The 21,810-nt window shown below is 65.7% G+C and carries 19 protein-coding genes; 11 read left to right on the forward strand and 8 right to left on the reverse strand.

Annotated elements, in window-relative coordinates; genetic code table 11:
- Nucleotides 1–133: 133 nt before the first annotated feature.
- Both ACXAF3_RS13770 and ACXAF3_RS13775 read left to right on the forward strand, forming a co-directional pair.
- Nucleotides 134–2,752, forward strand: coding sequence for a TonB-dependent receptor (locus ACXAF3_RS13770; RefSeq protein WP_475112889.1), 2,619 nt, complete (start codon nt 134–136; stop codon nt 2,750–2,752).
- A gap of 124 nt (nt 2,753–2,876) precedes the next feature.
- Nucleotides 2,877–4,811 (forward strand): phytase, encoded by a 1,935-nt coding sequence (locus ACXAF3_RS13775; protein ID WP_475112890.1) that lies wholly within the window; start codon nt 2,877–2,879, stop codon nt 4,809–4,811.
- A 41-nt stretch (nt 4,812–4,852) separates the two neighbouring features.
- On the opposite strand, the gene ACXAF3_RS13780 is transcribed toward ACXAF3_RS13775, so the two are convergent.
- From ACXAF3_RS13780 to ACXAF3_RS13790, 3 genes are all read right to left on the reverse strand, one after another.
- Nucleotides 4,853–5,563, reverse strand: coding sequence for an outer membrane beta-barrel protein (locus ACXAF3_RS13780; RefSeq protein ID WP_475112891.1), 711 nt, complete (start codon nt 5,561–5,563; stop codon nt 4,853–4,855).
- A gap of 118 nt (nt 5,564–5,681) precedes the next feature.
- The gene (locus ACXAF3_RS13785; protein ID WP_475112892.1) at nt 5,682–6,350 is read right to left on the reverse strand and encodes a replication protein P; all 669 of its coding nucleotides are present in this window, start codon (nt 6,348–6,350) and stop codon (nt 5,682–5,684) included.
- A complete protein-coding gene (locus tag ACXAF3_RS13790; protein WP_475112893.1) occupies nt 6,250–7,566 on the reverse strand; it encodes a DnaT-like ssDNA-binding domain-containing protein in 1,317 nt (438 codons plus the stop codon). Before ACXAF3_RS13790 ends, ACXAF3_RS13785 begins: the two co-directional genes overlap by 101 nt.
- Nucleotides 7,567–7,671: 105 nt before the next feature.
- Between ACXAF3_RS13790 and ACXAF3_RS13795 the strand changes: the two genes are divergently transcribed.
- Nucleotides 7,672–9,903 carry a heavy metal translocating P-type ATPase gene (locus tag ACXAF3_RS13795; RefSeq protein WP_475112894.1) on the forward strand — a complete coding sequence of 744 codons (2,232 nt, stop codon included), beginning with the start codon at nt 7,672–7,674 and terminating at the stop codon, nt 9,901–9,903.
- Nucleotides 9,903–10,271 (forward strand): cupredoxin domain-containing protein, encoded by a 369-nt coding sequence (locus tag ACXAF3_RS13800; protein ID WP_475112895.1) that lies wholly within the window; start codon nt 9,903–9,905, stop codon nt 10,269–10,271. Before ACXAF3_RS13795 ends, ACXAF3_RS13800 begins: the two co-directional genes overlap by 1 nt.
- Before the next feature lie 52 nt (nt 10,272–10,323).
- On the opposite strand, the gene ACXAF3_RS13805 is transcribed toward ACXAF3_RS13800, so the two are convergent.
- Nucleotides 10,324–10,935 carry a TetR/AcrR family transcriptional regulator gene (locus tag ACXAF3_RS13805; protein WP_475112896.1) on the reverse strand — a complete coding sequence of 204 codons (612 nt, stop codon included), beginning with the start codon at nt 10,933–10,935 and terminating at the stop codon, nt 10,324–10,326.
- Nucleotides 10,936–11,110: 175 nt separating this feature from the next.
- On the opposite strand from ACXAF3_RS13805, the gene ACXAF3_RS13810 reads away from it, so the two are divergent.
- On the forward strand, nt 11,111–12,148 hold the full coding sequence (locus ACXAF3_RS13810) for an MBL fold metallo-hydrolase (protein WP_475112897.1): 1,038 nt from the start codon (nt 11,111–11,113) through the stop codon (nt 12,146–12,148).
- Nucleotides 12,149–12,196: 48 nt separating this feature from the next.
- On the forward strand, nt 12,197–13,018 hold the full coding sequence (locus tag ACXAF3_RS13815) for an oxidoreductase (RefSeq protein ID WP_475112898.1): 822 nt from the start codon (nt 12,197–12,199) through the stop codon (nt 13,016–13,018).
- 149 nt (nt 13,019–13,167) lie between these two features.
- On the opposite strand, the gene ACXAF3_RS13820 is transcribed toward ACXAF3_RS13815, so the two are convergent.
- The 4 genes from ACXAF3_RS13820 to ACXAF3_RS13835 form a co-directional block, all read right to left on the reverse strand.
- Nucleotides 13,168–13,971 (reverse strand): copper resistance protein B, encoded by an 804-nt coding sequence (locus ACXAF3_RS13820; RefSeq protein WP_475112899.1) that lies wholly within the window; start codon nt 13,969–13,971, stop codon nt 13,168–13,170.
- Between the two features lie 11 nt (nt 13,972–13,982).
- The gene (locus tag ACXAF3_RS13825; RefSeq protein ID WP_475112900.1) at nt 13,983–15,911 is read right to left on the reverse strand and encodes a copper resistance system multicopper oxidase; all 1,929 of its coding nucleotides are present in this window, start codon (nt 15,909–15,911) and stop codon (nt 13,983–13,985) included.
- A gap of 10 nt (nt 15,912–15,921) precedes the next feature.
- Nucleotides 15,922–16,398 carry a DUF411 domain-containing protein gene (locus ACXAF3_RS13830; protein WP_475112901.1) on the reverse strand — a complete coding sequence of 159 codons (477 nt, stop codon included), beginning with the start codon at nt 16,396–16,398 and terminating at the stop codon, nt 15,922–15,924.
- 99 nt (nt 16,399–16,497) lie between these two features.
- Nucleotides 16,498–16,869, reverse strand: coding sequence for a hypothetical protein (locus tag ACXAF3_RS13835; protein ID WP_475112902.1), 372 nt, complete (start codon nt 16,867–16,869; stop codon nt 16,498–16,500).
- Nucleotides 16,870–16,985: 116 nt separating this feature from the next.
- Here ACXAF3_RS13835 and ACXAF3_RS13840 point away from each other — a divergent pair, with 116 nt between their 5' ends.
- From ACXAF3_RS13840 to ACXAF3_RS13860, 5 genes are read left to right on the forward strand one after another with little or no spacing between them, the layout of a single operon-like run.
- On the forward strand, nt 16,986–17,543 hold the full coding sequence (locus ACXAF3_RS13840; RefSeq protein WP_475112903.1) for a L,D-transpeptidase: 558 nt from the start codon (nt 16,986–16,988) through the stop codon (nt 17,541–17,543).
- 48 nt (nt 17,544–17,591) lie between these two features.
- Complete coding sequence (gene radA / locus ACXAF3_RS13845; protein ID WP_475112904.1) at nt 17,592–19,013, forward strand: DNA repair protein RadA; 1,422 nt, start codon at nt 17,592–17,594, stop codon at nt 19,011–19,013.
- 39 nt (nt 19,014–19,052) lie between these two features.
- Entirely contained in the window at nt 19,053–19,862 is an 810-nt protein-coding gene (locus ACXAF3_RS13850) for an ABC transporter substrate-binding protein (RefSeq protein WP_475112905.1), read from the forward strand.
- Nucleotides 19,846–20,841, forward strand: a complete 996-nt coding sequence (locus tag ACXAF3_RS13855; RefSeq protein WP_475112906.1) for a FecCD family ABC transporter permease — start codon at nt 19,846–19,848, stop codon at nt 20,839–20,841. The genes ACXAF3_RS13850 and ACXAF3_RS13855 overlap by 17 nt, the downstream gene beginning before the upstream one ends.
- Entirely contained in the window at nt 20,838–21,611 is a 774-nt protein-coding gene (locus tag ACXAF3_RS13860; protein WP_475112907.1) for an ABC transporter ATP-binding protein, read from the forward strand. Before ACXAF3_RS13855 ends, ACXAF3_RS13860 begins: the two co-directional genes overlap by 4 nt.
- The last annotated feature ends 199 nt before the right edge of the window (nt 21,612–21,810 follow it).

Consider the following 21,810-nt stretch of genomic DNA (forward strand, 5'->3'; position numbering starts at 1 on the left):
CGTTGGGATTCAGAGGTTCCTTAGGCGCCCATTGTCGCCGCGTAATATGACAATCTTAAAAAAAGCGTCACGCAAGATTCATATCTGAGTCCTAGGCTGCGCCCCAATTTATAAAAACGCAAACGGGGACAGCATGAAGAACAACAGTATCCGGGCGGGCCTGCTCGCCATGCCGCTGGCCGCGGTGGCCCTCGCCATCGCATCCGCGAACGCCACCGCCCAGCGGGCCGCGGGCGATAGCGACACTCAGGCCATGGAGACCATCACGGTGACCGCCCAGGCCGCCAACGCCAGCAGCGATATCGAGCGCCAGCGCAAGTCCAACAAGCTGGTCGCGGTGCAGACCTCCGACGCCATCGGCGAGCTGCCGGACGCCAACGTCACCGAGGCGCTGCAGCGTATGCCGGGCGTATTTATCGCCCGCGACCAGGGCGAAGGCCGCTTCGTCGGCGTGCGCGGTATCGATCCCAACCTGAACGCCGCCACGATCAACGGCATCAGCCTGCCGGCGCCGGAGACCGACAGCCGCGCCGTGGCCCTGGACGTGATTCCGTCCGATCTGCTCGCCAGCCTGGAAGTCTTCAAGACCCTGACCCCGGATATGAGCGCCGATTCCATCGGCGGCGCCATCGAGATCAAGAGCCTGAACGCGCTGGATCACGACGGCCAGCAGTTCAAGCTCAGCGCCGAGAACAGCTACAGCGAACTGCAGGGTGAGCACAGCCCCAAGCTGGCCGCCACCTTCACCAGCGTGTTTGAGCTGGAAGGCGGCCGCGCATTGGGCGTCGCCATCGCCGCCAGCCACCAGGAGCGCAACTTCGGTTCCGACAATATCGAAACGGACGGCAACTGGGAGGCATTCACCGCCGCCGACGGCAGTGAGGCCTTCGGCGCCGCGGAAATCGAGCAGCGCGACTACACCATCACCCGCGAGCGCACCGGCCTGGCCGCCAACTTCGACCTGCGCCTGTCCGAGACCAGCCAGCTGTACCTGCACAGCCTCTATTCCGACTTTTCAGATGAAGAGGAGCGCCAGCGCAACTCCTGGAAGCTGGACGAAGAGAACGATGACCCGGCCAGTATCGGCGCCGGCTTTGCCGTGTGGGAAGACGCGGCGCTGGAGAAATCCCTGAAGGACCGGCTCGAGGAACAGCAGATCCTGTCCGTCGTCTTCGGCGGCGGGCACGACCTGGACCTCTGGAATGTCGAGTATGCGCTGGGTTACTCCCACGCCGAGGAGGCCGAACCGCACCGCCGCGACGCGGACTTCGTGCAGGAGGGCCTGCAGCTGGGTTACACCAGCGCCGGCGACAAGCCGCAGATGGCCGTCGCTGCCTCCGATTTGGAAGCGGCGCTGAACGCCGCCAACTACGCGCTGGACGAGCTGGTGATCGAGGACAACTTCACCGAGGACGAGGAGGTCAGCTTCCGCATCGATCTCAGCCGCGAAATCGACCTGGCCGGCAGGCCGTCCGCGCTGAAGTTCGGCCTGCACGAGCGCCGCCGCGAAAAATCCGGCGACCTCAACGCCACCACCTACGAAGGCTTCGGCGGTGACTACACACTGGCCGACTTCGCGCTGAACCGGGTCGATTACGGCCTCTCCGCCTTCGGCCCCGGCGTCGACCGGGGCGCATTGAACCGCTTTATCGACGCGAACCTGTCCGCCTTCGAGGTGGACGAGACGGCGACCGCGCTGGATTCCGCGCGCGACTATGTAATGAACGAGGATATTTCCGCGTTCTACGTCATGAACAGCATCGACTTCGATCGCGCCAGTCTGGTCTACGGTGTGCGCTACGAGACCACCGACTTCTCCGCCGACGGCTACCGCGTGGTGGAGTCCGGCGCGCCGGTTGACGGCGCCGAGGAAGTGGCCGAGGACGTCTACGTCTCCGCAGTCCGCTACCAGCGCGACTACAGCAGGCTGTTCCCGAGCGCCAACTTCAAGTACGACTACAGCGACAAACTCGTGCTGCGCGCCGCCTACACGGAATCGCTTTCGCGCCCCTCTTTCGGTCACCTGAATCCGTCGCCGGCGGCGATCGAATACGACGACGGCGAGCTGGAAGTCGAAGCCGGCAACCCGGCGCTGGATCCCTACGAGGCGCAGAATCTGGACTTCTCCGCCGAGTACTACGCCGATGGCCTGGGCATGTTCTCCGTCGGCCTCTTCCACAAGCGCATCGACAACTTTATCGTCATGGCCGACGTGGCCGCCACTGCCGACTTCACCCAGTATGTGGGTGACCTGACCGTCGACGCGGCGGAAATCCTGCAGCCGATCAGCGGCGACACCGCCACCCTGAGCGGCGCCGAACTGGCCTGGACCCGGGGCTTCGACAACGGCCTGCTGCTGCGCGCCAACGCCACCCTGACCGATTCCGAAGCGAGCCTGGGCGCCGGCGGCGGGCGCGACGACGATATCCCGCTGCCGTCCCAGGCGGACCTGGTGGGCAACCTGATTATCGGCTACGAGCGCGACGCCTTCAGCCTGCGCCTGTCTGCGGCTTTCCGCGGCGAGCGCCTGCTGGAAGTGGATCTGGAAGACGCGGCCGGCGACCGCTACGAGGACGATCATATGCAGCTGGACCTGTCGGCGAAATACCGCTTCGACAACGGCCTGCAGCTGACTTTCAGCGGCGTCAACCTGACCGACGAGCCCCTCTTTGTGCACAACGCCGGCTACAACGGCCAGTACGAAGAATACGGTCCCACCTATGTGCTGGGTTTGACCTACAGCACCTTCTGACCCCGCGCTCAGAACCCGAGTGAAAGCCCGGCGCCTCTCGAGGCGCCGGGCTTTCTGCCATGTTTTCTGTCATATTGAAGCGGCAGTCAAAATCACTGCCGCCGTTGCGAATAAAGTGAAAAAAATGATGCAAAGGCACTTTCTGAAAATGGTTTCCGCCGCGGTATTCTGCGGCCTGTTGGCGGGCTGCAGCGAAACGGGTGAGCCGCCGGTTGAGCGGACCCGTGCACTGAAACCGCAACAGTCGATCTCCGTCCCCGGTGTGGTCTCCAGCCAGCTGGCGCCGCTGAGCCTCGGTGGAAAAAATTTCCTGTTGCTCGCCAGCGAGACGCGCGGACTGGTGTTGCTCGGCGAAGAGGGCGATGAGGTGGCGTCACTGGGCGGCGGCAGCGTCGAGCGCTTTGCGCTGCAGGCACAGCAGAGTGGCCACTGGCTGCTGGCCGCCTACGACGAGGACGCGGGCGAAATTCAGCTGCGCGAACTGGGCCTCGATGCGGGGGGCGCGCCGGACCTGAAATTCCTGGGCGCACAGGCGACCAGTGCACCGCAGGCGGCGCTGTGCCTGTCGCGCCAGAATGGCCGCACCCATCTATTCGCGATCGATGAATCCGGCCTCGGCCGTGAATATGTCGTGCACCGGCGCGGACGGGACTGGCAGTTCAGCGAAGTGCGCACACTGTATTTCGGCGAGCAGGTCAGCGGCTGCGCGGTGGACGATGTGCAGGCACAGCTGCTGGTGGCGCAGCCGCCGCTGGGTATCTGGCGCCTGAACGCGGACGCTGAGAAAGACGAGGAGCGCCGCGTGTTCGCCGCCGGCGACAAGCTGGGTGAAGACTTCGGCGGCCTGTGGATCGACGGCGCCACCGGCCACCTCTGGCTCGCCGCCGGCGACAGGGTACAGGCCTACACCCTGAGCCTGCCGCAGTCGGCGCCGGTATTCTCCCGGGTACTGGACAGCCTGGCGCCGGTATCCGTCGCCGTCGCCGGCGGCGCACTGCTGGCGCTCGCGGAGGAGAGCAACGCCGTGCAGCGCTTTGCCGCAGAGCTGCCGCCGCCGAGCGCGGAAATCCGGGCGCGGCGCGCAGAGGCGGATATTCCCCGTGTGGCCGCGCGCGCACAGACGCAGCCGGTCAATTCCGGTGGCGACGCGGCCGACGATCCGGCCATCTGGGTCCATCCGCGGGATCCCGCCGACAGCCTGATTCTCGGTACCGACAAGAAGCGCGGCCTGAACGTCTATGATCTGTCGGGAAGACTGCGCCAGCAGTTGCCGGTCGGCCGCGTCAACAATGTGGACCTGCGCCGCGTCACACACCCGCGCTTCGACGCCCTGGCCGCCGCTTCCAACCGCTCCACGCCCGGCATCAGCCTGTTCGGCATCACCGCTAGCGGTGAAGTCGAAAACCTGGGCCTGCGCGAGATGGACCTCGGCGATCCCTATGGCCTCTGCCTGTACCAGAAGGGCAGCAGGACCTTTGCCTGGATCTCGGACAAGGACGGCGGCCTGCACCTGGCGGAAATCCTGCTCGGTGAAAATCCCGCGCAGTGGCAGCTGCGCCGCCGCGCCAATCTGCCGGTGGCGAGCCAGGTGGAGGGCTGCGTGGTCGACGACGAGCGCGAGACGCTGTTCTTTGGCGAGGAGGATGCCGGCGTCTGGCGCCTGGATCTCGCCGCCTTTGCCGCCGGCGAGGCCAGGCCGCAACTGGTGGCCGCCGTGGACGGCGAGCGGCTGGTGGCCGATGTCGAGGGTCTGGGTCTCTATCTCGGCGGCGAGCGGAGTTACCTGGTGGTATCCAGCCAGGGCAGCGACAGCTACGCGCTGTTCAGCCGCGACGGCAGTGAGTTCGTCGGCCATTTCCGCGTGGAGATGAATCTGGACCTGGGCATCGACGGCAGCTCTGAAACCGACGGCCTGGAGGTCACCAGTGCGGCGCTGGGGCCCGACTATCCGCAGGGGCTGCTGGTGGTGCAGGACGGACGCAACCGGCTGCCCGGCGGGGCGCAGAATTTCAAGCTGGTTTCCTGGGCGGACGTCGCGGAGAAATTGCAGTTGCGATAACGGCTGGTCCGATCGCGGCCCATGGCCGCGATCGGTGTCAGCTAAAAGTGCATACTCCACCCCAAAGACGCGGCCTCCACATCAAACCCGCTGCGCAGATCCTCGCTGCCCACATCGGAGAAGGTCTCCCACTCGGCGCGCAGCGTCCACTGGTTGCGGTAGCGGTAGCTGAGGCCGAAGCCGTAGCCCCAGTGGAGGCCGTTGTCGACTTCGGCGGCCTTGCCGCTGACTTCGGTCAGGCGCTCTTCGAATTCCTCTTCGGCAATCTGATAGATGAAAAACAACTCGCCGGACTGGCGCTCGGACAGTTCCGAGTGCCACAGGCCGCCGCCCAGTTTGCCGAACAGGCTGAGCCCTTCGGCGAGCGGCCAGTGGCCGACGAAGAAGGCGTTCAACAGCTGGGTTTCGATTTCGTCCTCGAACTGCAGGTACTCGCCGCTGTCGGCGTCGATACGGAAATCCAGCTCGGCGCCCGCCAGCTGCTGGTAACTGGCCTCTACCGCCAGGTGCGGTGTCCAGCGCCAGCCGCCGTAGACTTTCCAGCCGTCGCCGCGCTCGCCGCAGCTGTTGGTGTCGGCCGTCTGTCCGGTGAGGTTCAGGCGCTGCACGAATTGCGCGGCACCGCTGCAGAAACCGGCCGCCTCGACATCGCTGTAACCGAAGCCGGCGTATCGGTGGGAGTAGAAGTCTGCCTGTGCCTGGGCGCAGACGCTGAGGAGGGGTACCGCTAGCAGAGGGAGTGGCCGTTTCATGGCGTTACCTGCTGGGTTGGGAGTGAGTTTTTTACCGCCTTTTCCGTTACTGCTCTGGTTTATCGTTAATCTGTAGGAGCGGCCGCGCCGCGCATTCACGGCGCCTTCGGCCCTGGTATTACAGGTCGAGCTCGGCCCGCAGCGCCGCGAGCTTCTTCGCATTCTCCTCCTTCGACAGCGGCTTGCCGGGGTTGTCCTCGAGCTTCAGCTGCTGCGGCGCCGGCAGCTTCTCTCCCTCCAATACCCGCGCGCAGATTTTGCGGTAGTGCTCGGCGAAAACCGGGTAGGCCACCGACTCCGGGTTGTTGGCGAGGAAAAACCAGTTGGATTCGCGCCCGGCGTGGTAGACCGCCGGGTGGCTCCAGTTGTGGTTGGCCTTGGGGCTGGGGGCGTTGCAGGCCTCGCGGTAGGCGGCGCGGGCCTCGGGCAGGCCGTTTTCGCCGGCGGCACAGAGCGTCAGCATCTTGTGCACCGTGGGCAGGTATTCGCTCTGCAGTATCGCGCGCTTGGCGCCGGCCATAATCTCCTGCGGCTCGAAGGCGGCCAGCGCCTCCAGCCACAGGCGCTTGGCGTGATGCAGCGTCTCTGTGTCCGGGAAGGCGGCGCTGAACTGGTTGTGATAGTTCAGCTTGAACAGCGCGAAGACCTCGTTGATAGCGCGCTTCTTGTCGTTCAGCTGTTCGGCGCTACCAGTTTGTGTCTGTGAGTATGTCGCCGATGGATCTGTCCCTTGTCCGCTGGTTCTGGTTGCGCTGGTTTGTCGGGTGGTTGGTATCTTGCCTGCCATATGCGTTTCCTATTGCCAGCTTGTTGCGCTCCGCCCACTGGTGGCGCGCGTGACGCACGAAGACGGCGTCCCAGCTCTTGCGCGCGGCGTTCTGGCCGCGCCAGTAGAGGATGAATTCGGGTACCAAAGAGAGGGCGAAATCCCGGTCTATTTCACACTGGTTGACCAGGTGGCTCAAGCAGTCGCTGCCCGGCTGCCAGTTGCGCGGTATCGGCTTGGCCACCGGGTTCTTCTCGATGCCCTGGCAGTAGTAGGCCCACTCCTCGCGCGCGTATTCGATAAACAGCTCGCCCCAGCGGGCGCTGTGGCCGCCGCGCTCGAGCCACTTGTAGATGAATTCCGGCAGCAGCTCGGCGGCGAAGCTGGGATTGATGGCCAGGCGCCTGAGCTGTTCCCAGGTGTGTTCGCTGGGCTGCCAGTCGCGGGTCATCGGGGTGGGTTTGCGCTTCTCGATAAAGGGCGCGTCCTGCTTTTCCCAGTCCTCCATGACCCAGTCGTTGAACTCCAGATCCCAGGAGATGGACTGCTTGCCGCTGGAGCGGTGGTAGTCGACGAAGCGCTGCAGGGCGCGCTGCACGAAGGTGCTGGGCACCCCCTCGTCGGACAGCTTGCGCAGCGTCTCCTCGTTCGGGCGCCAGTCCTCGGGCAGCGGCTGCTTGCGCTGCGCCGTCGCGCGGAAGGCCTCCCATTTGCTCTTGACCTGCTTCAGGAACAGGGCGCCGAAGGAGTGGCGCGGCTCGCCCCGCTCGCGCCAGTAGGTGACGAACTCCGGCAGCTGCTCGCGCACGAAGTGCTCGGGCACCCCGAGCTGGGCGATGCGCGCCATCGTCTCGGCGTCCGGCTGCCAGTTCGGCGAGATGGTGTTGGCGCTGCGCGCGGCCGGCGGCGCAGGCGTTTCCGGCTGGGCTTTGCCCAGCGGCAGCGCGAACTTGAGTATCTCGCTGCTGCCGTAGGGGGCCGCGCCCAGCAGCAGCGCCCCCTGGTTGCGCAGGCTGGTGGCCACCCGCTGGATATCCGCCGGCTGCCAGAAGGGCAGCAGCTGCTGCAGCTGCTCGCCGTCGGCCGTGTACCAGTCGCGCCCCGGGTGGGACTCCACCGGCAGGAAAGGCAGCAGGTCCCCGAGCGCGGTCAATAGCACCGCCTCCTCCAGGCCGAGGGTGGCGGCCAGAGTGGGGGAGAGGCTGAGGGGTCTTTCCGGGAGCAGGGGGTGTTTCATGGCGCGATTCTACCACCCCCCGTTGGCCGTCGCATGGAGGTCTTGCCTTCCCCTGGCGGGAAGCCCCTAAGCTCCCCGCCGGTGATCCATGGCTAGGATGGAAAGATGGTGCAGAGCAAACAGACCTTTACCCTGAGCGGCGCCTCCTGCGCCAGTTGCGTCAACAAGATCGAGGGCGCGCTGCGGCGACTGCCCGGTGTCGATGAGGCGCGGGTCAACCTGGCGGAGAGGACGGTCGCGGTGCAGGGCTCCGCCACCGCGGACGCCTGCATCCGGGCCATTGAGGAGGCCGGCTACGGCGCGGCGCTGGCCACTGTCGGCGAGCGCGAACTGCGCGAGCGGCAGCGCGCCGCGGACCGCGCCCACTACCGCGACCTGCTGTGGCGCTCGGGGCTGGCGCTGGGCCTCGGCCTGCCGCTGATGGCCTGGGGCCTGGTCACCGGTGAGATGTCGGTGCACAGCCCCGGCCAGCAGCTGGCCTGGGGCCTGGTCGGTCTTCTCACGCTGGCGGTGCTCATCTACTGCGGCGGTCACTTCTTCACCGGCGCCTGGAAGGCCTTCCGCCATCACAACGCGAATATGGACACGCTGATCGCGCTGGGTACCGGCACCGCCTGGGCCTTCTCGATGCTGGTGGTGCTGGTGCCGCAGCTGCTGCCGGAGATGGCGCGCCACGTCTACTTCGAGGCCAGTGCGATGATTATCGGCCTGATCAACCTGGGCCAGGCGCTGGAGGTGCGCGCCCGCGGCAAGACCAGTGCCGCGGTGGAGAAGCTGCTGGCGTTGCAGGAGACCAGTGCGCGGGTGCTGCGCGGCGGCGAAGAGGTGGATGTGCCGGTGGAAGAGGTGCTGCCGGGCGAGCACCTGCGCGTGCGCCCGGGCGAGAAAATTCCGCTGGACGGCACGGTGATCGACGGCGGCAGTCTGGTGGACGAATCCATGCTCACCGGTGAGCCGCTGCCGGTGCGGAAAGGCGCGGGCGATTTCCTGTCCGCCGGCACTCTGAACAAGAACGGGACCCTGCTGTTCGTTGCGGAGAAGATCGGCGCCGAGACCCGCCTGGCGCAGATTATCGAGCTGGTGAAGAAGGCGCAGAATTCCCGCGTGCCCATCGCGCGCCTGGCGGACAGGATTTCCGCCGTGTTCGTGCCGGCCGTCATGATCGTCGCCACAGTGTCGGCACTGATCTGGTTTAACTGGGGGCCGGATCCGAAAGTCGCGCATATGCTGGTGGTGGCCACCGCGGTGCTGATTATCGCCTGCCCCTGTGCGCTGGGGCTGGCTACGCCCATGTCGGTGATGGTGGGCGTCGGCAAGGGCGCCGAACACGGCGTGCTGGTGCGCAATGGCAAGGCGCTGCAACAGGCCAGCAAGCTGACCACCCTGGTGGTGGACAAGACCGGTACCCTCACCGTGGGCGCCCCCAGGGTCACCGACCTGCAGGCAGATGGCGACGAGCGGGAACTGCTGCGCCTGCTGGCCAGCCTGGAGCAGGCGTCCGAGCACCCGCTGGCGGAGGCCATAGTGTCCGCGGCGAAACAGCGGGGGCTGAAACTGGCGACTGTGAGCGACTTTGAGGCAATCACCGCCCACGGTGTCTCCGGCACAGTGGACGGCAAGAAAATACTGCTCGGCAACCGCAAATTCATGCTGCGCGAAAATATCGATATCTCCCCGTGGGTGGCGGCCGCCGAAGCGCTTGCCGCCGAGGGGCGCACGGCTATCTATGCGGCGGTGGACGGCGCGGCCGCGGGCCTGATTGCGGTGGCGGACCCGCTGCGCGAGGACGCAAAATCCGCGATACAGAGAATCAAGAGCCTCGGCCTGGAAATCCAGATGCTCACCGGCGACAACCGCGCCACCGCAGAGGCGGTGGCGGCACAGCTGGGCATAGACGAGGTGCACGCGGAACTCCTGCCGGAGGACAAGGAGCGCATCGTCGCGGAACTGCAGGCGAAAGGCGGGCATCTGGGCATGGCCGGCGACGGCATCAACGATGCGCCGGCTCTGGCGCGCGCGGAAGTGGGCTTCGCCATAGGCACCGGCACCGATGTCGCGATAGAAACCGCCGACGTGACCCTGATGCGCTCGTCGCTGCACGGCGTCGCGGATGCGATAGAGCTGTCGCGCGCGACGCTGCGCAATATCAAGCAGAATCTGTTCGGTGCCTTTATCTACAACACCCTGGGGATTCCGATCGCCGCCGGCGCTCTGTATCCATTGACCGGCAGCCTGCTGAGCCCGGTGATCGCCGGCGCGGCCATGGCGCTGTCCTCAGTGACCGTGGTCAGCAATGCGAATCGCCTGCGCTTTTTCCGGCCGGCGGAGGTGCGCTGATGCTGACACTACTGGTCAACGGTATCGGCCTGCTGCTGATTGCGGGCATCGTCTGGTGGTTCTGGCTGGGGCCCAGGTGGCGCGCGGCGCCCGCGGCCGGGGATGTGCGGAAAATCCGGATTCTGGTGAAGGATGGCGTCTACGAGCCGGACCGCATCCGCGTGCCGGCGGGCACAGAGGCGACGCTGCATTTCCTCCGCGAGGACCCGAGCCCCTGCGCCGAGTGGGTGCTGTTTCCGGATCTGGAAGTCAGCGCGCAGCTGGCGATGCAGGGCGACACCGCGGTAAAGATCCCCGCGGCGCGGCCGGGTGAGTATCCGTTTACCTGCCAGATGCAGATGTATCGCGGCACGCTTGTGGTGGAGTGAGGGAGTGGAAAGTGGGGGGAGGAGCGAGCCGGAAGCGGCGTTAGCGCCGCTTTTATTGCTGATAGTGACTCAGAAACATGGCCGCGGTGCGCTCGGCCAGTTCGCGGCGCTCTCTGTCGTTCAGGATCGGCGCTATCTGAATCAGCTGCGGCCAGAAGCAGCTGCCCTTGATCAGGTTGTGGATCTGGCCAGCGGCGATTTCCGTATCCAGCTCGCGCAGGCGCCCGTCCGCCCGCGCGGCCTTGATCCAGCGCTTGATGCCGGTTTCGATCGCGGCAAATCTTTCCATTTCCCGTTGCAGCGCCTCGGGCCGGTGAAAGAAATGGTCGAACGCCACCCGGTTAAGCTCGATATATTCGCGGCTGCAGATCGCGGCGATTTCCGCCTCGATCAGTGCGCACAGCTGGGGCTGCAGATCGGCAGCCGGGTCGTAGGCGCCCTGCGGTAACTGCGTCGCCTGCTGCCAGAGTGCGCCGATCAATTCCAGGATCAGCGCCTCCTTGCTGGCGAAGTGGTTGTAAACGGTGCGCTTCGACACCTGCGCCCGCGCCGCCAGTTCGTCCATGCTGGTGCCCTGTACGCCCAGCTCCTGGAACACCTGCTTGGCCGCATCCAGGATCGCCTGGCGCTTTATCTCACTTCTCGTCGGTTTTCTGTCGCTCATCGGCTTCTCGGCTGTCCCGTTTTGGACTGGGTAGTCAGCGCCCTGTCCGTCATCCGGATAAATTTTACACTAGCCAGTTTACTTCTGGCGATCCTGAATTTACACTGCACAGTATAGTTTACTTTATGGGGTCTCCATGAAACTTCGCTGGTTCGCACTCGCAGGGGTGATGTTTATGACCATTGGTGTTTTCAGTGCCTGTTCGACGCAGGCAGAAAAATTTCGCAACACATCCGCCGACTACCGGGCTCAGCCCGGCAACATGGTCGACATAATCAAGGCCTATGTTTGCGCAGAGCGGGTGGCGCCGGCGCCCGCCGGGCCATTGCCGCTGCGTCCCATTCCCGCGGCGGAACTGGCGCGGGGGCAGGGAGAGGCGACCGTGTACCGCCTCGGCCACTCCACTGTGCTGATGCGCCTGGACGGTGAGTATGTGCTGACTGACCCGGTGTTCAGTGAGCGGGCCTCGCCGGTGCAGTGGATGGGGCCCAAGCGCTTCCATCCGCTGCCGCTGGAGCTGGACGCCCTGCCGCGTATCAAGGCGGTGGTGATCAGCCACGACCACTACGACCACCTGGACAAGGCCAGCGTGCTGGCGCTGGACGGCAGGGTGGAGCGCTTCATCACACCGCTGAAAGTGGGCAATCACCTGCGCCGCTGGGGGATTGCCAGTGACAAGATCGTCGAGCTCGACTGGTGGCAGTCGGTTTCCGTCGGCAGCCTGAAATTCACCGCGACGCCGGCGCAGCATTTTTCCGGCCGCGGCCTGACCGACCGGGACGAAACCCTCTGGGCCAGCTGGGCGATCGAAAGCCATGAAGCGCGCATCTTTTTCAGTGGCGACAGCGGCTATTTCAACGGCTTCAAGGAAATCGGTGAGCGCTTCGGCTCCTTCGACCTGACCCTGATCGAAACCGGTGCCTACAACGAGCTTTGGAGCCAGATCCATATGTTGCCGGAGCAGAGTGTGCAGGCGCATCTGGACCTGCGCGGCAAAGCGATGCTGCCGATCCACAACAGTACGTTCGACCTGGCCCTGCACGACTGGTACGAACCGCTCGAGCGCGCGGCCATCGCCGCGGAACAGTTCGGGGTCCGTTTGGTGACGCCGATTATCGGCGCCCCGCTATCTGTGCGTACGCCAGCAGAATCACTGGCCTGGTGGCGCGAAGAAATGGTGCGCGAACCGGCGCAACTGGCGACCAGCCAGTGACCCCGGTATCCGAATTGATTTGTCGAATGAGTAAGAGAGGCAATTGAAATGAGCAAGCAAGTTGCACTGGTTACCGGTGCTTCCTCCGGTATGGGTAAGGACTTCGCCCGGGCGCTGGCGAAGCAGGGGATGGTCGTCTACGCGGCGGCGCGCCGCGTGGAGAAAATGGAGGACCTCAGGGCCGAGGGCATTATTCCGCTGCCGATGGATATCACCCTGTCGGGAGATATCGAGTCTGTCGTGGCGCAGATCGAGCGGGACCACGGTGGCGTCGATGTGCTGATCAACAATGCCGGCTTCGGCATGTACGGCGCGGTGGAGGACACCAGTATCGACGACGCCCGCTATCAGTTCGAGGTGAACCTGTTCGGCCTCGCGCGCCTGACGCAACTGGTGTTGCCGCATATGCGCGAGAAAGGCTCGGGCAGGATCATCAATATCTCCTCCATGGGCGGCAAGGTATATACGCCGCTCGGTGCCTGGTATCACGCCACCAAGCATGCGCTGGAGGGCTGGTCCGACTGCCTGCGCATCGAGGTGCAGCAGTTCGGTATCGATGTGGTGATCATCGAGCCCGGTGCCATCGCCACCGAGTTTGCCGACGTGATGGGCGGCCCGATGCTGGAGCGCTCCGGCCAGGGCCCGTACGGCCCCATGGCCAGCAAGGTCGCGGAGCTGGGCAGGAACAGCCAGGAAAAGGGCAATTTGTCGCCGCCCTCGGTGATCACGGATCTGGTGTTGAAGGCGGTGCGCGCGCGCCGGCCGAAGACCCGCTATGCCGGGGGCAAGTACGCCAAGCCGATGATGTTTATGCGCAAGTGGTTCGGCGACCGCATCTTCGACCGTGTCGTGATGTCGATGGTGCAGTAGGTCCGCTGGAAATAGCGGGCGCGCGGGTACTGTCGGGAATACGCCACCGGCCTGGGTTGCACACAGCCGGCGGCGCCTGCCCGGATAGGTTCTCGAAATACCCGCACTACTCGGCCGCCACAGCCCCCAACTTGGCGTGAAGGGAGGGCTCAAAACCAGCTGTGCAGTCCGATCACCCAACTGGTGACACTGGTATGCTCGCCCTCGTCGCGGGCGAAGTCGGCGGCGTTGCCGAATTTCCTCTCGTAGTGCACGCCGATATAGGGGGCGAACTGCGGGGTAAATTCGTAGCGCAAACGCAGGCCCAGCTCGACGTCCGAAAGGCCGGAGCCGGTGCCGGCCTCGCGGTCGTTCTGGCCGAAGAAATCCGCCTCTATCTCCGGGCTCAGAATCCACTGCTGGGTGAACAACAGCTCGTACTCCGCCTCCAGGCGCAGGGCAGTGTCGCCGTCCTCGCCGACAAACAGCGCCGAGTCCACCTCGAAGAAGTAGGGCGCCAGGCCGTTGAAGCCGATTGCGCCCCAGTTACGGCTGTCGCTCTCCGCTTCGAAGTCGTGGCGCACGCCCATCTGCAGATCCCAGTAGGGCGCCACGGCGCGGCTGTAGAGCGCGTGCAGTTCTGCCTTCTCCGTTTCCCCTTCGCTCCGCTCCCACTCGGTTTTCAGCCACAGTTTGTTGCGGTCGCCGCCGAACCAGAGGTCGCCCTTCAGTGCGCCGCCGTCGTGCTCGCGCACCTCCAGCTGGTCGAAAGTGACCTTGGTCAGCAGCACGTCGTGGTCCATGACGTGATCCGGGGAATCCGGCGCGTGTTCCAGGTTGCTGGTTGTGCCCTGTCCGGCCGGGTAGGAACCCGCTTGCGCGACCCGATCGCCGTGGCCGTGATGGGGCATGTCTTCCAGGGCCAGGGCAGCATTGGCTGCGAGTGCGGCCGATAAAATAATGATTGGTTTCATGGTCGCACTCCTCAGACAACGCGCACTTCGCGGAACATGCCCGGCATGTGGTACAGCAGGTGGCAGTGGTAGGCCCAGCGGCCGTAGGCGTCGGCGGTGACCAGGTAGCTGATCTTCGCGCCCGGCTGCACCAGCACCGTGTGCTTGCGCGGGATGTACTCGGCATCGCCGGTTTCCAGCTCACTCCACATGCCGTGCAGGTGGATCGGGTGGGTCATCATGGTGTCGTTGACGAGCGTGATGCGGATGCGCTCGCCGTACTTCAGCATCAGCGGCTCGGCGTCGCTGAACTTGATACCGTCCATGGACCACATATAGCGCTCCATATTGCCGGTCAGGTGCAGCTGCAGTTCCCGTGCCGGTTCGCGGCGGTCGATGGTCGGCGCCAGGTTGCGGATATCGCCGTAATTCAGCACGCGCCGGCCGTAGCGCTGCATATGGTCGCGCAGACCTATGCCGGGGTCGTGCAGGCCGCTCATCGGCATCTCCGAACGCATGTCCACGCCGTAGCCGTATTCGCTCGGCAGGTGCACTATCGGGCTGTCACTGCCGTGGCCGGCAGGCCCCAGGTCTTCCGTGTACCAGACGCCCCGCATACCGCCGAGTTCCGGGCGGCCGCCGTGCAGGCTGTAGTCCTCAGCCCCGGCTTTGTGCCGGCTGTGATCGGCGTTGCGGTGCTGCGAGTGGTCCATACCGCCCATCCGATGCCGCGAATGGTCCATGCCGCTCATACCGCCGTGCCGGGAATGGTCCATAGCTCCCATCTGGTGTCCGCCGTGATCCATTCCCCCCATCGCGTGGGCCATCCCCATATCGCGGTGCGTCAGTACCGGGGCATAGTCCATCGGCGGCACTTCGGCGCGCAGGCCGGGCTCGGGAGTCAGGGTGCCGCGGGCGAAGCCGCTGCGGTCTATGGTCTGGGCGAAGAGGGTATAGGCGCTGTCGCCGTCCGGCTCGACGATCACGTCGTAGGTTTCGGCCACGCCGATGCGGAATTCGTCCACCGTGACCGGCTCGATGTTCTGGCCGTCGGCGGCGACCACCGTCATCTTCAGGCCAGGGATGCGGATATCGAAAATCGTCATGGCGGCGGCGTTGATAAAGCGCAGGCGCACTTTTTCGCCGCGCCTGAACAGCGCCGTCCAGTTGTCGTCCGGCGTCTGGCCGTTCATCAAAAATGTATAGGTGTAGCCGGTGACGTCGGAGATGTCGGTGTCGGCCATGCGCATCTCGTTCCACATAGCGCGGTCGCGCCAGGTCGCCGCCACGCCCTTCTCTTTTACTTCCCGCCACAGGTCGGCGGCGGTGCGGCGGCGGCGATTGTAGTAGTGGCTCTCTTTTTTCAGCTTGGCGTAGATATCGTGGGGCGATTCGTCGCTCCAGTCGGAAAGCAGCACCACGTAGTCGCGGTCGCTGGCCACCGGATCGGCGTCGGCCGGATCGACCACTATGGCGCCGTACAGGCCCTGCTGCTCCTGGAAGTCCGAGTGGCTGTGGTACCAATAGGTGCCGCTCTGATTGACCTGGAAGCGGTAGGTGAAGGTCTCGCCGGGTCTGATGCCGGCGAAGCTGAGCCCGGGCACGCCGTCCATATCGCTCGGCAGGATAATGCCGTGCCAGTGGATCGAGGTGTCGTGGGCAAGGCCGTTGGTGACCTTCAGCGTGACCGTTTGCCCCTCCCGCCAGCGCAGTATCGGCCCGGGCAGACTGCCGTTGACGGTCACCGCGGTGCGCTCGCGGCCGGTGAAGTTGACCGGCGTGTAGCCGACCCGCAGATCGAAGACATCGCCGCGCAGTGCCCGCGGGGCGGGCGCACGGCGCGGTGCACCGGCGAGGGCGGCGGGCATGCCCAACAGCGCGGCACCGGCGGCGATGCCGGTGACGAACCTGCGGCGACCGGGCGAGGCCGGCGGCTGGTGGTATTTCCCGATTTTTTTCATCCCTGTTCCCTCAATACTGCTGCTCGGCGGACCGCACTTCGGCGTAGACGCTGTGACTGCCGTCGGCACCAATCAGCAGTACCCGATAGGGGGCGAAGGGGGCCATTTCCATGCCCGGGCTGCCCGGCGGCATACCCGGCACCGCCAAGCCCCTGGCGCCCTCGGGCGGATTCTGCAGGAAGCGTTGCACCAGTTTCGCGGGCACATGTCCCTCGAAAACGTAACCGTCGGCGGACACGCTGGTGTGACACGACTGGAAACGGGGGGCAATGCCGTGCCGGTCTTTCACCCCGTTGAGGTCATCGACGTCATTGGCGGTGACGGAGAAGCCGCTGTCCCTGGCGTGATCGATCCACAGCTTGCAGCAGCCGCAGCTGGCGGACTTGTAGGTGGTCAGTTCGACGGAATCGGTGGTCGGCGTTTTCTCTTCGGCGCAGGCGGTGAGTGCCAGCGACAGCAGGCTGGCGGTAAACAGTTTGCGATACATGGTTTCAACTCTTCTCTAAACAGGCGGCGGTCGCGCAGCGCAATCGGGCGCGCGCGGGATCGATCGGGGAGGGGAGTGGCGCCGGGCACACTCGCCCCTTTAGTTCGGGATGGGGCCGCGAATGGGAGGGCGCAGGGCCGCTTCGGGTTCGGGAGAGGAGTTGAGTTCGCGGTAGCCGGTGGCCGCGGAGTTTGCGCGCAGGGCCATGGCCTTGGTATCGCCGGCGGGCAGGGCGCCGGCGCAGTGACCGGGGCAGCAGCCGCAGTTCGGCTCGCAGTCGCCGCCGTGATCGCCGCAGCCTGGCGCTGCGTGATCGCCGTCGGCGCCGGGCGCGCAGTGGGACTGGTGGTCGCCCGTCATATCCACCGGCATCGACATATCGCCGCCGGAATCGCAGGGTGCCGCCGACGCCTGGCCGGCGAGGACCAGTAGCAGTATCAGCAGCAGTGTGCGGGCGACTCCGGTGCGCATGGGGATCTTCTGCAAAGTAGAGTCGCAGCAGTTTAGGAGCTGGTCTCCGCCGGTGCAACTGCGGGTAGTGATGGGGGCCCGGCGACATTAAGCTGCCCTATGCGGGAGGAGTGTTTATGCACCCGATCAGGCAGTACAGACTCACAATCACCGCGCTGGCGATGTGCCTTGTCGCCCTGCTGGCGATCCCGGCCGCTGCCGCGCCCGCCAGCTGGTTCGATGAGGAGGCCGCGGCCAACAGCCCCGGGGCGCCCTCGATACGGGTGTCTCTCGGCGAGCAGCGGGCCTACTTCTACAAGGGCGGCAAACTGGTGGGCGTATCCCGCGTCTCATCCGGCAAGGCCGGTTTCCGGACTCCGAAAGGGCGCTATAGGGTCAAGGGCAAGAAGCTCAAACACAGATCCACCCTCTACGGCAGCTATGTGGACAGGAACACCCACCGGGTAGTGCGCGCCGATGTGGACACCCGCAAACACCGCCGCCCGCCGGGCACCTACTACCGCGGTGCCAAGATGGATTACTTTATCCGTTTCAACGGCGGTATCGGCTTCCACGCCTCCGGCGACGTGCCCAACTACCCCGCCTCCCACGGCTGCGTGCGCATGCCCCGGCATATGGCGCAGAAGTTCTACCGCTATGCGCCGGTGGGCACGCCGGTGATCGTCACCGATTGATTCCGCGTTTTCCCCGGCCCGCCGCGGCGGGTAAACTCTGCGCCCTGTATGCGAGATTTCCCGGGGGGAACGGCCTTGGCCAAGAAGCAGAAAACCGCTTACGTCTGTAACGAGTGCGGTGCCGACTACTCGAAGTGGGCCGGGCAGTGCAGCGCCTGCGGCGCCTGGAACAGCCTCAGCGAGGTGCGCCTGGGACCGGAGCACAAAGACAGCCGCGCGGCCAACTTCACCGATGCCCAGAGCGGCTACGCCGGCGCCGCGGGCCAGGGCAGGGTGCAGAAACTCTCGGAGATCGACCTCGGCGAGCTGCCGCGCATCCCCACCTCCGCGTCGGAGCTGGACCGGGTGCTCGGCGGCGGCCTGGTGCCCGGCTCGGTGGTGCTGATCGGCGGCCACCCGGGCGCCGGCAAGTCGACCATCCTGCTGCAGACCCTGTGCCACCTGTCCAGGGCCATGCCCGCACTCTATGTGACCGGCGAGGAATCCCTGCAGCAGGTGGCCATGCGCGCGAAGCGCCTGGGGCTGCCGGCGGAGCACCTGCAGATGCTGAGTGAAACCGATGTTGAGCGCATCTGCCATGTGGCCAAGGAGGTCAAGCCGAAGGTAATGGTCGTGGACTCCATCCAGGTGATGCATATGAGCGAGGTGCAGTCGGCCCCGGGCTCCGTGGCCCAGGTGCGCGAGAGCGCTGCCTACCTGACCCGCTACGCCAAGCAGACCGGCACCGCGCTGATTCTGGTCGGCCACGTGACCAAGGACGGCAGCCTCGCCGGGCCCAAGGTGCTGGAGCACATCATCGACTGCTCGATACTGCTTGAGAGCACCCACGACTCCCGCTTCCGCACCCTGCGCGCGCACAAGAACCGCTTCGGCGCGGTCAACGAGCTGGGGGTCTTCGCGATGACCGAGCAGGGCCTGAAGGAGGTCTCGAACCCTTCGGCCATTTTCCTGCAGCGTGCCGAGGAAGTGGCGGCCGGCTCGGTGGTGACCTCGGTGTGGGAGGGCACCCGCCCGCTGCTGGTGGAACTGCAGGCGCTGGTGGACGACAGCAGCCTCGGCAACCCGCGCCGGGTCGCGGTGGGGCTGGATCAGAACCGGCTGAATATGCTGCTCGCCGTGCTGCACCGCCACGGCGGCGTGCTGGTCGGCGACCAGGATGTGTTTATCAATGTGGTCGGCGGGGTCAAAGTGATGGAGACCAGCGCCGACCTGACCCTGCTGCTGGCGGTGGTGTCCAGCTTCCGCAACCGCCCGCTGCCGCGCGACCTGATGGTGTTCGGCGAAGTGGGTCTGGCCGGAGAGATACGCCCGGTGCCGTCGGGCCAGGAGCGGCTGCGCGAAGCGGCCAAGCACGGCTTCCGCAAGGCCATAGTGCCCGCCGCCAACCGGCTGAAAAACGATATCGATGGCATGGAGATGCGCCCGGTAAAAACCCTGGCCGAGGCGCTGGCCGCGATCGATATGAGCTGAGCAGGAGCTCCGCAAGAATTGCAGTGGGAAAAAAACGCCGTGAAAAAAACACTCCTGCTGATTGCGCTGCTGCTATCCACAAATGCAAGCGCCTACGAGCGCATCGCCTCCCTGAACCTGTGCCTGGACCAGCTGCTCCTCCACTGGGTGGCCCCGGAGAAAATCGCCTCGGTCACCTGGCTCTCCGCCGACCAGCACTACCGCTCGGCGCCCCTGCCGCCGCAGGTGTACCTGAACCGCGGCCAGGCGGAGGAGCTGTTGCGCCTGCAGCCGGACCTGATTCTGGTGGGCCAGTTCGGCGCGCAGCGCGCGGCGCGGCGGCTGCGCGAACTCGGTTTGAATGTGGTCTCCATCCCCGACGCCTACAGTCTGGAGCAGCTGGTGACGCAACTGGACGCACTGCAGAAGGTCCTCGGCCGGCTGCCGGCGTTGCAAGAACAGCGGCGCCAGCTGCAGTCGCTGCTCGAGCGGCCGCCAGTGCGGGAGAGAAGCTCCGCGCTGATACTCTCCGCCAACAACATTACTTATGGCGGGGGCATGTTGGAACACCAGTTGCTCGAGCGCGCGGGTTTTGACAATCTGGCCGCGCAGCGCGGTATCGAGCAGCTCGGCAGGGTCAGCCTGGAGGAGGTGATCGCGATGCGGCCGGATCTGCTGGTTTTTTACGGCGGCGAAAAAGATTTCGCCATTGCGCACCTGGCCGCGCGCCACCCGGTACTGAAACGCTATATCGATAGCGGCCGCACCTATACGCTGCCGAAGGAACTGGGGTTCTGCCCCGCGCTGGTCGCGGCGGGTGTGCTGCAACAGCTGACAGATAAGAGAAAAACACTTGTTGAATCGCGATAAATCCGCGCTCGCGCTGTTAATGGCTGCCCTGCCGCTGGCACTGCTCGCGGCGCTGGCGAGCGGCCCTGTGCCCGTCGATCTCGTTGCGGCCCTGAGCCAGGGCTGGCGCAGCGACAGCGGCGACGCCGTGATCCTGTGGCAGCTGCGCCTGCCGCGCGCGCTGTTGGCGGTGCTGGTGGGCGCGGCGCTGGGCATGGGCGGCGCGGCCATGCAGGGTTGGTTGCGCAATCCGCTGGCGGAGCCGGCCCTGCTGGGCGTATCCAGCGGCGCGGCGCTGGCCGCGATTCTGCTGCTCTATTACGGGCTCGCCTGGCAGTCCGGCTGGCTGCTGCCGGCGCTGGCCATAGCCGGTGCCTTCTGCGCGGCGGCCTGCGTGTGGCTGCTGGCCGGGCGCGGTGCCAGCGCCAGCAGGCTGGTGTTGGCGGGCGTGGCCATCAACGCCTTTCTGTCTGCGCTGATGGCGCTGGCCCTGAACTACGCGCCGAGCATGTTCGCGATGCAGGAGATCGTCTTCTGGCTGCTCGGCTCGCTGGCTAACCGCGGTTGGGATCAACTGCTGCTGGCTTTTCCCTTCGTGTTGCTCGGTGCGGCGCTCCTGTATTTCGCGCGTAACTATTTGCGCGCGCTCTCTTTGGGCGAGGCAAGCGCGGCCTCCCTCGGCTTTCGCGGCCGCCGCTATCCGCTACTGGTCCTGCTGGGAATCGCCAGCGCCGTGGGTGCGGCGGTGGCGGTGGCCGGCACCATCGGCTTTGTCGGCCTGGTCGTGCCGCACCTGATGCGGCCGCTGGTGCGGCGGGACCCGGGCCGGCTGCTGTGGGCCAGCGCGCTGGCGGGGGCGCTGTTGTTGCTGCTGGCGGATATTCTGGTGATCAATTTTGTCGGCGCGCAGGAACTGAGAATCGGCGCCGTGACCGCCTTTATCGGGGCGCCCTTCTTTTTCTGGCTGATCGTCAGTGCACGCAGGGGGCAGCAGCTGTGACCGAAGCGCGAACTCTGGAAGTTTCCTGCCTGAAGCTCGGCCTGGCGCGCGGGCGCCGGCAGGTGCTGGCGGATATCAACTGTGTTTTCAAACCCTTTGAACTGACCGCGGTGGTGGGGCCCAATGGCGCCGGCAAGAGCAGCCTGCTGCAGTGCCTGGCCGGCGTGCTGGTTCCCGGCTCGGGGGAGATCGCCTTTGACGGTCGCGACGCGCGGCAGTTTTCCGCCGCCGAGCGCGCGCGCCTCGGTGCCTATCTGCCCCAGTCGGAAACCCCGGCCTGGAGTCTCGCCGCGGCCGACCTGGTGGCGCTGGGCCTTCTGCCCTGGGGGCGGCCGGCGGATAGCGCGCGGCGCGTGAGCGCGGCACTGAAACTGGTGGATGGGCTCGAGTTCGCCGGGCGCCCGGTGACCCAGCTCTCCGGCGGCGAGCTGCGCCGCGTACAGCTGGCGCGGCTGCTGGTCGGCGAGGCGCCACTGCTGATTGCCGACGAGCCCACCGCGGCGTTGGATATCCGCCACCAGTTGCAGCTGATGCAGAATTTCCGCCGCCAGGCGGACGCGGGCAAAACGGTCGTGCTGGCCCTGCACGATCTCTCCATGGCGGCGCGCTTCTGCGACCGCATCCTGCTGTTGCGGGACGGGCGGCTGATCGCCCAGGGGGCGCCGGAAGACGTCTTCACCCCGGCGCTGATCGGCGATGTGTACGGAGTCAGCTGTGAATTCCGCTGGCGCGACGGCGTCGCGGACTTCGTGCCGCTGGATCTGCTATAGCGACTGATCGCGCTTTTTTCACTCGTGCAGGGGCGAGCCCTGTGTTCGCCCGGGTGGGCTTGGTTCCGGAGCTCCGTCGCCTTCGCATCGGATTCGCCGTCCAACCGACCTCCGCCTGTAGGAGCCTGCTTGCAGGCGAAAAGAACAGTGCTTCGCGGCCATTCGCCTGCAAGCAGGCTCCTACAGGCAATTCCGGTTA

The organism is Microbulbifer sp. ABF4_143 (assembly GCF_056160225.1).

What these genes read in the sequence shown, in the direction of transcription:
- ACXAF3_RS13780 (WP_475112891.1), bottom strand. Translation starts at nt 5,563, where the DNA reads ATGAAACGGCCACTCCCTCTGCTAGCGGTACCCCTCCTCAGCGTCTGC.
- ACXAF3_RS13820 (WP_475112899.1), bottom strand. Translation starts at nt 13,971, where the DNA reads ATGAAACCAATCATTATTTTATCGGCCGCACTCGCAGCCAATGCTGCC.
- ACXAF3_RS13775 (WP_475112890.1), top strand. Translation starts at nt 2,877, where the DNA reads ATGATGCAAAGGCACTTTCTGAAAATGGTTTCCGCCGCGGTATTCTGC.
- ACXAF3_RS13835 (WP_475112902.1), bottom strand. Translation starts at nt 16,869, where the DNA reads ATGCGCACCGGAGTCGCCCGCACACTGCTGCTGATACTGCTACTGGTC.
- ACXAF3_RS13795 (WP_475112894.1), top strand. Translation starts at nt 7,672, where the DNA reads ATGGTGCAGAGCAAACAGACCTTTACCCTGAGCGGCGCCTCCTGCGCC.
- ACXAF3_RS13810 (WP_475112897.1), top strand. Translation starts at nt 11,111, where the DNA reads ATGACCATTGGTGTTTTCAGTGCCTGTTCGACGCAGGCAGAAAAATTT.
- ACXAF3_RS13830 (WP_475112901.1), bottom strand. Translation starts at nt 16,398, where the DNA reads ATGTATCGCAAACTGTTTACCGCCAGCCTGCTGTCGCTGGCACTCACC.
- ACXAF3_RS13785 (WP_475112892.1), bottom strand. Translation starts at nt 6,350, where the DNA reads ATGGCAGGCAAGATACCAACCACCCGACAAACCAGCGCAACCAGAACC.
- ACXAF3_RS13840 (WP_475112903.1), top strand. Translation starts at nt 16,986, where the DNA reads ATGCACCCGATCAGGCAGTACAGACTCACAATCACCGCGCTGGCGATG.
- ACXAF3_RS13770 (WP_475112889.1), top strand. Translation starts at nt 134, where the DNA reads ATGAAGAACAACAGTATCCGGGCGGGCCTGCTCGCCATGCCGCTGGCC.
- ACXAF3_RS13825 (WP_475112900.1), bottom strand. Translation starts at nt 15,911, where the DNA reads ATGAAAAAAATCGGGAAATACCACCAGCCGCCGGCCTCGCCCGGTCGC.
- radA (WP_475112904.1), top strand. Translation starts at nt 17,592, where the DNA reads ATGCGAGATTTCCCGGGGGGAACGGCCTTGGCCAAGAAGCAGAAAACC.
- ACXAF3_RS13815 (WP_475112898.1), top strand. Translation starts at nt 12,197, where the DNA reads ATGAGCAAGCAAGTTGCACTGGTTACCGGTGCTTCCTCCGGTATGGGT.
- ACXAF3_RS13800 (WP_475112895.1), top strand. Translation starts at nt 9,903, where the DNA reads ATGCTGACACTACTGGTCAACGGTATCGGCCTGCTGCTGATTGCGGGC.
- ACXAF3_RS13790 (WP_475112893.1), bottom strand. Translation starts at nt 7,566, where the DNA reads ATGAAACACCCCCTGCTCCCGGAAAGACCCCTCAGCCTCTCCCCCACT.
- ACXAF3_RS13805 (WP_475112896.1), bottom strand. Translation starts at nt 10,935, where the DNA reads ATGAGCGACAGAAAACCGACGAGAAGTGAGATAAAGCGCCAGGCGATC.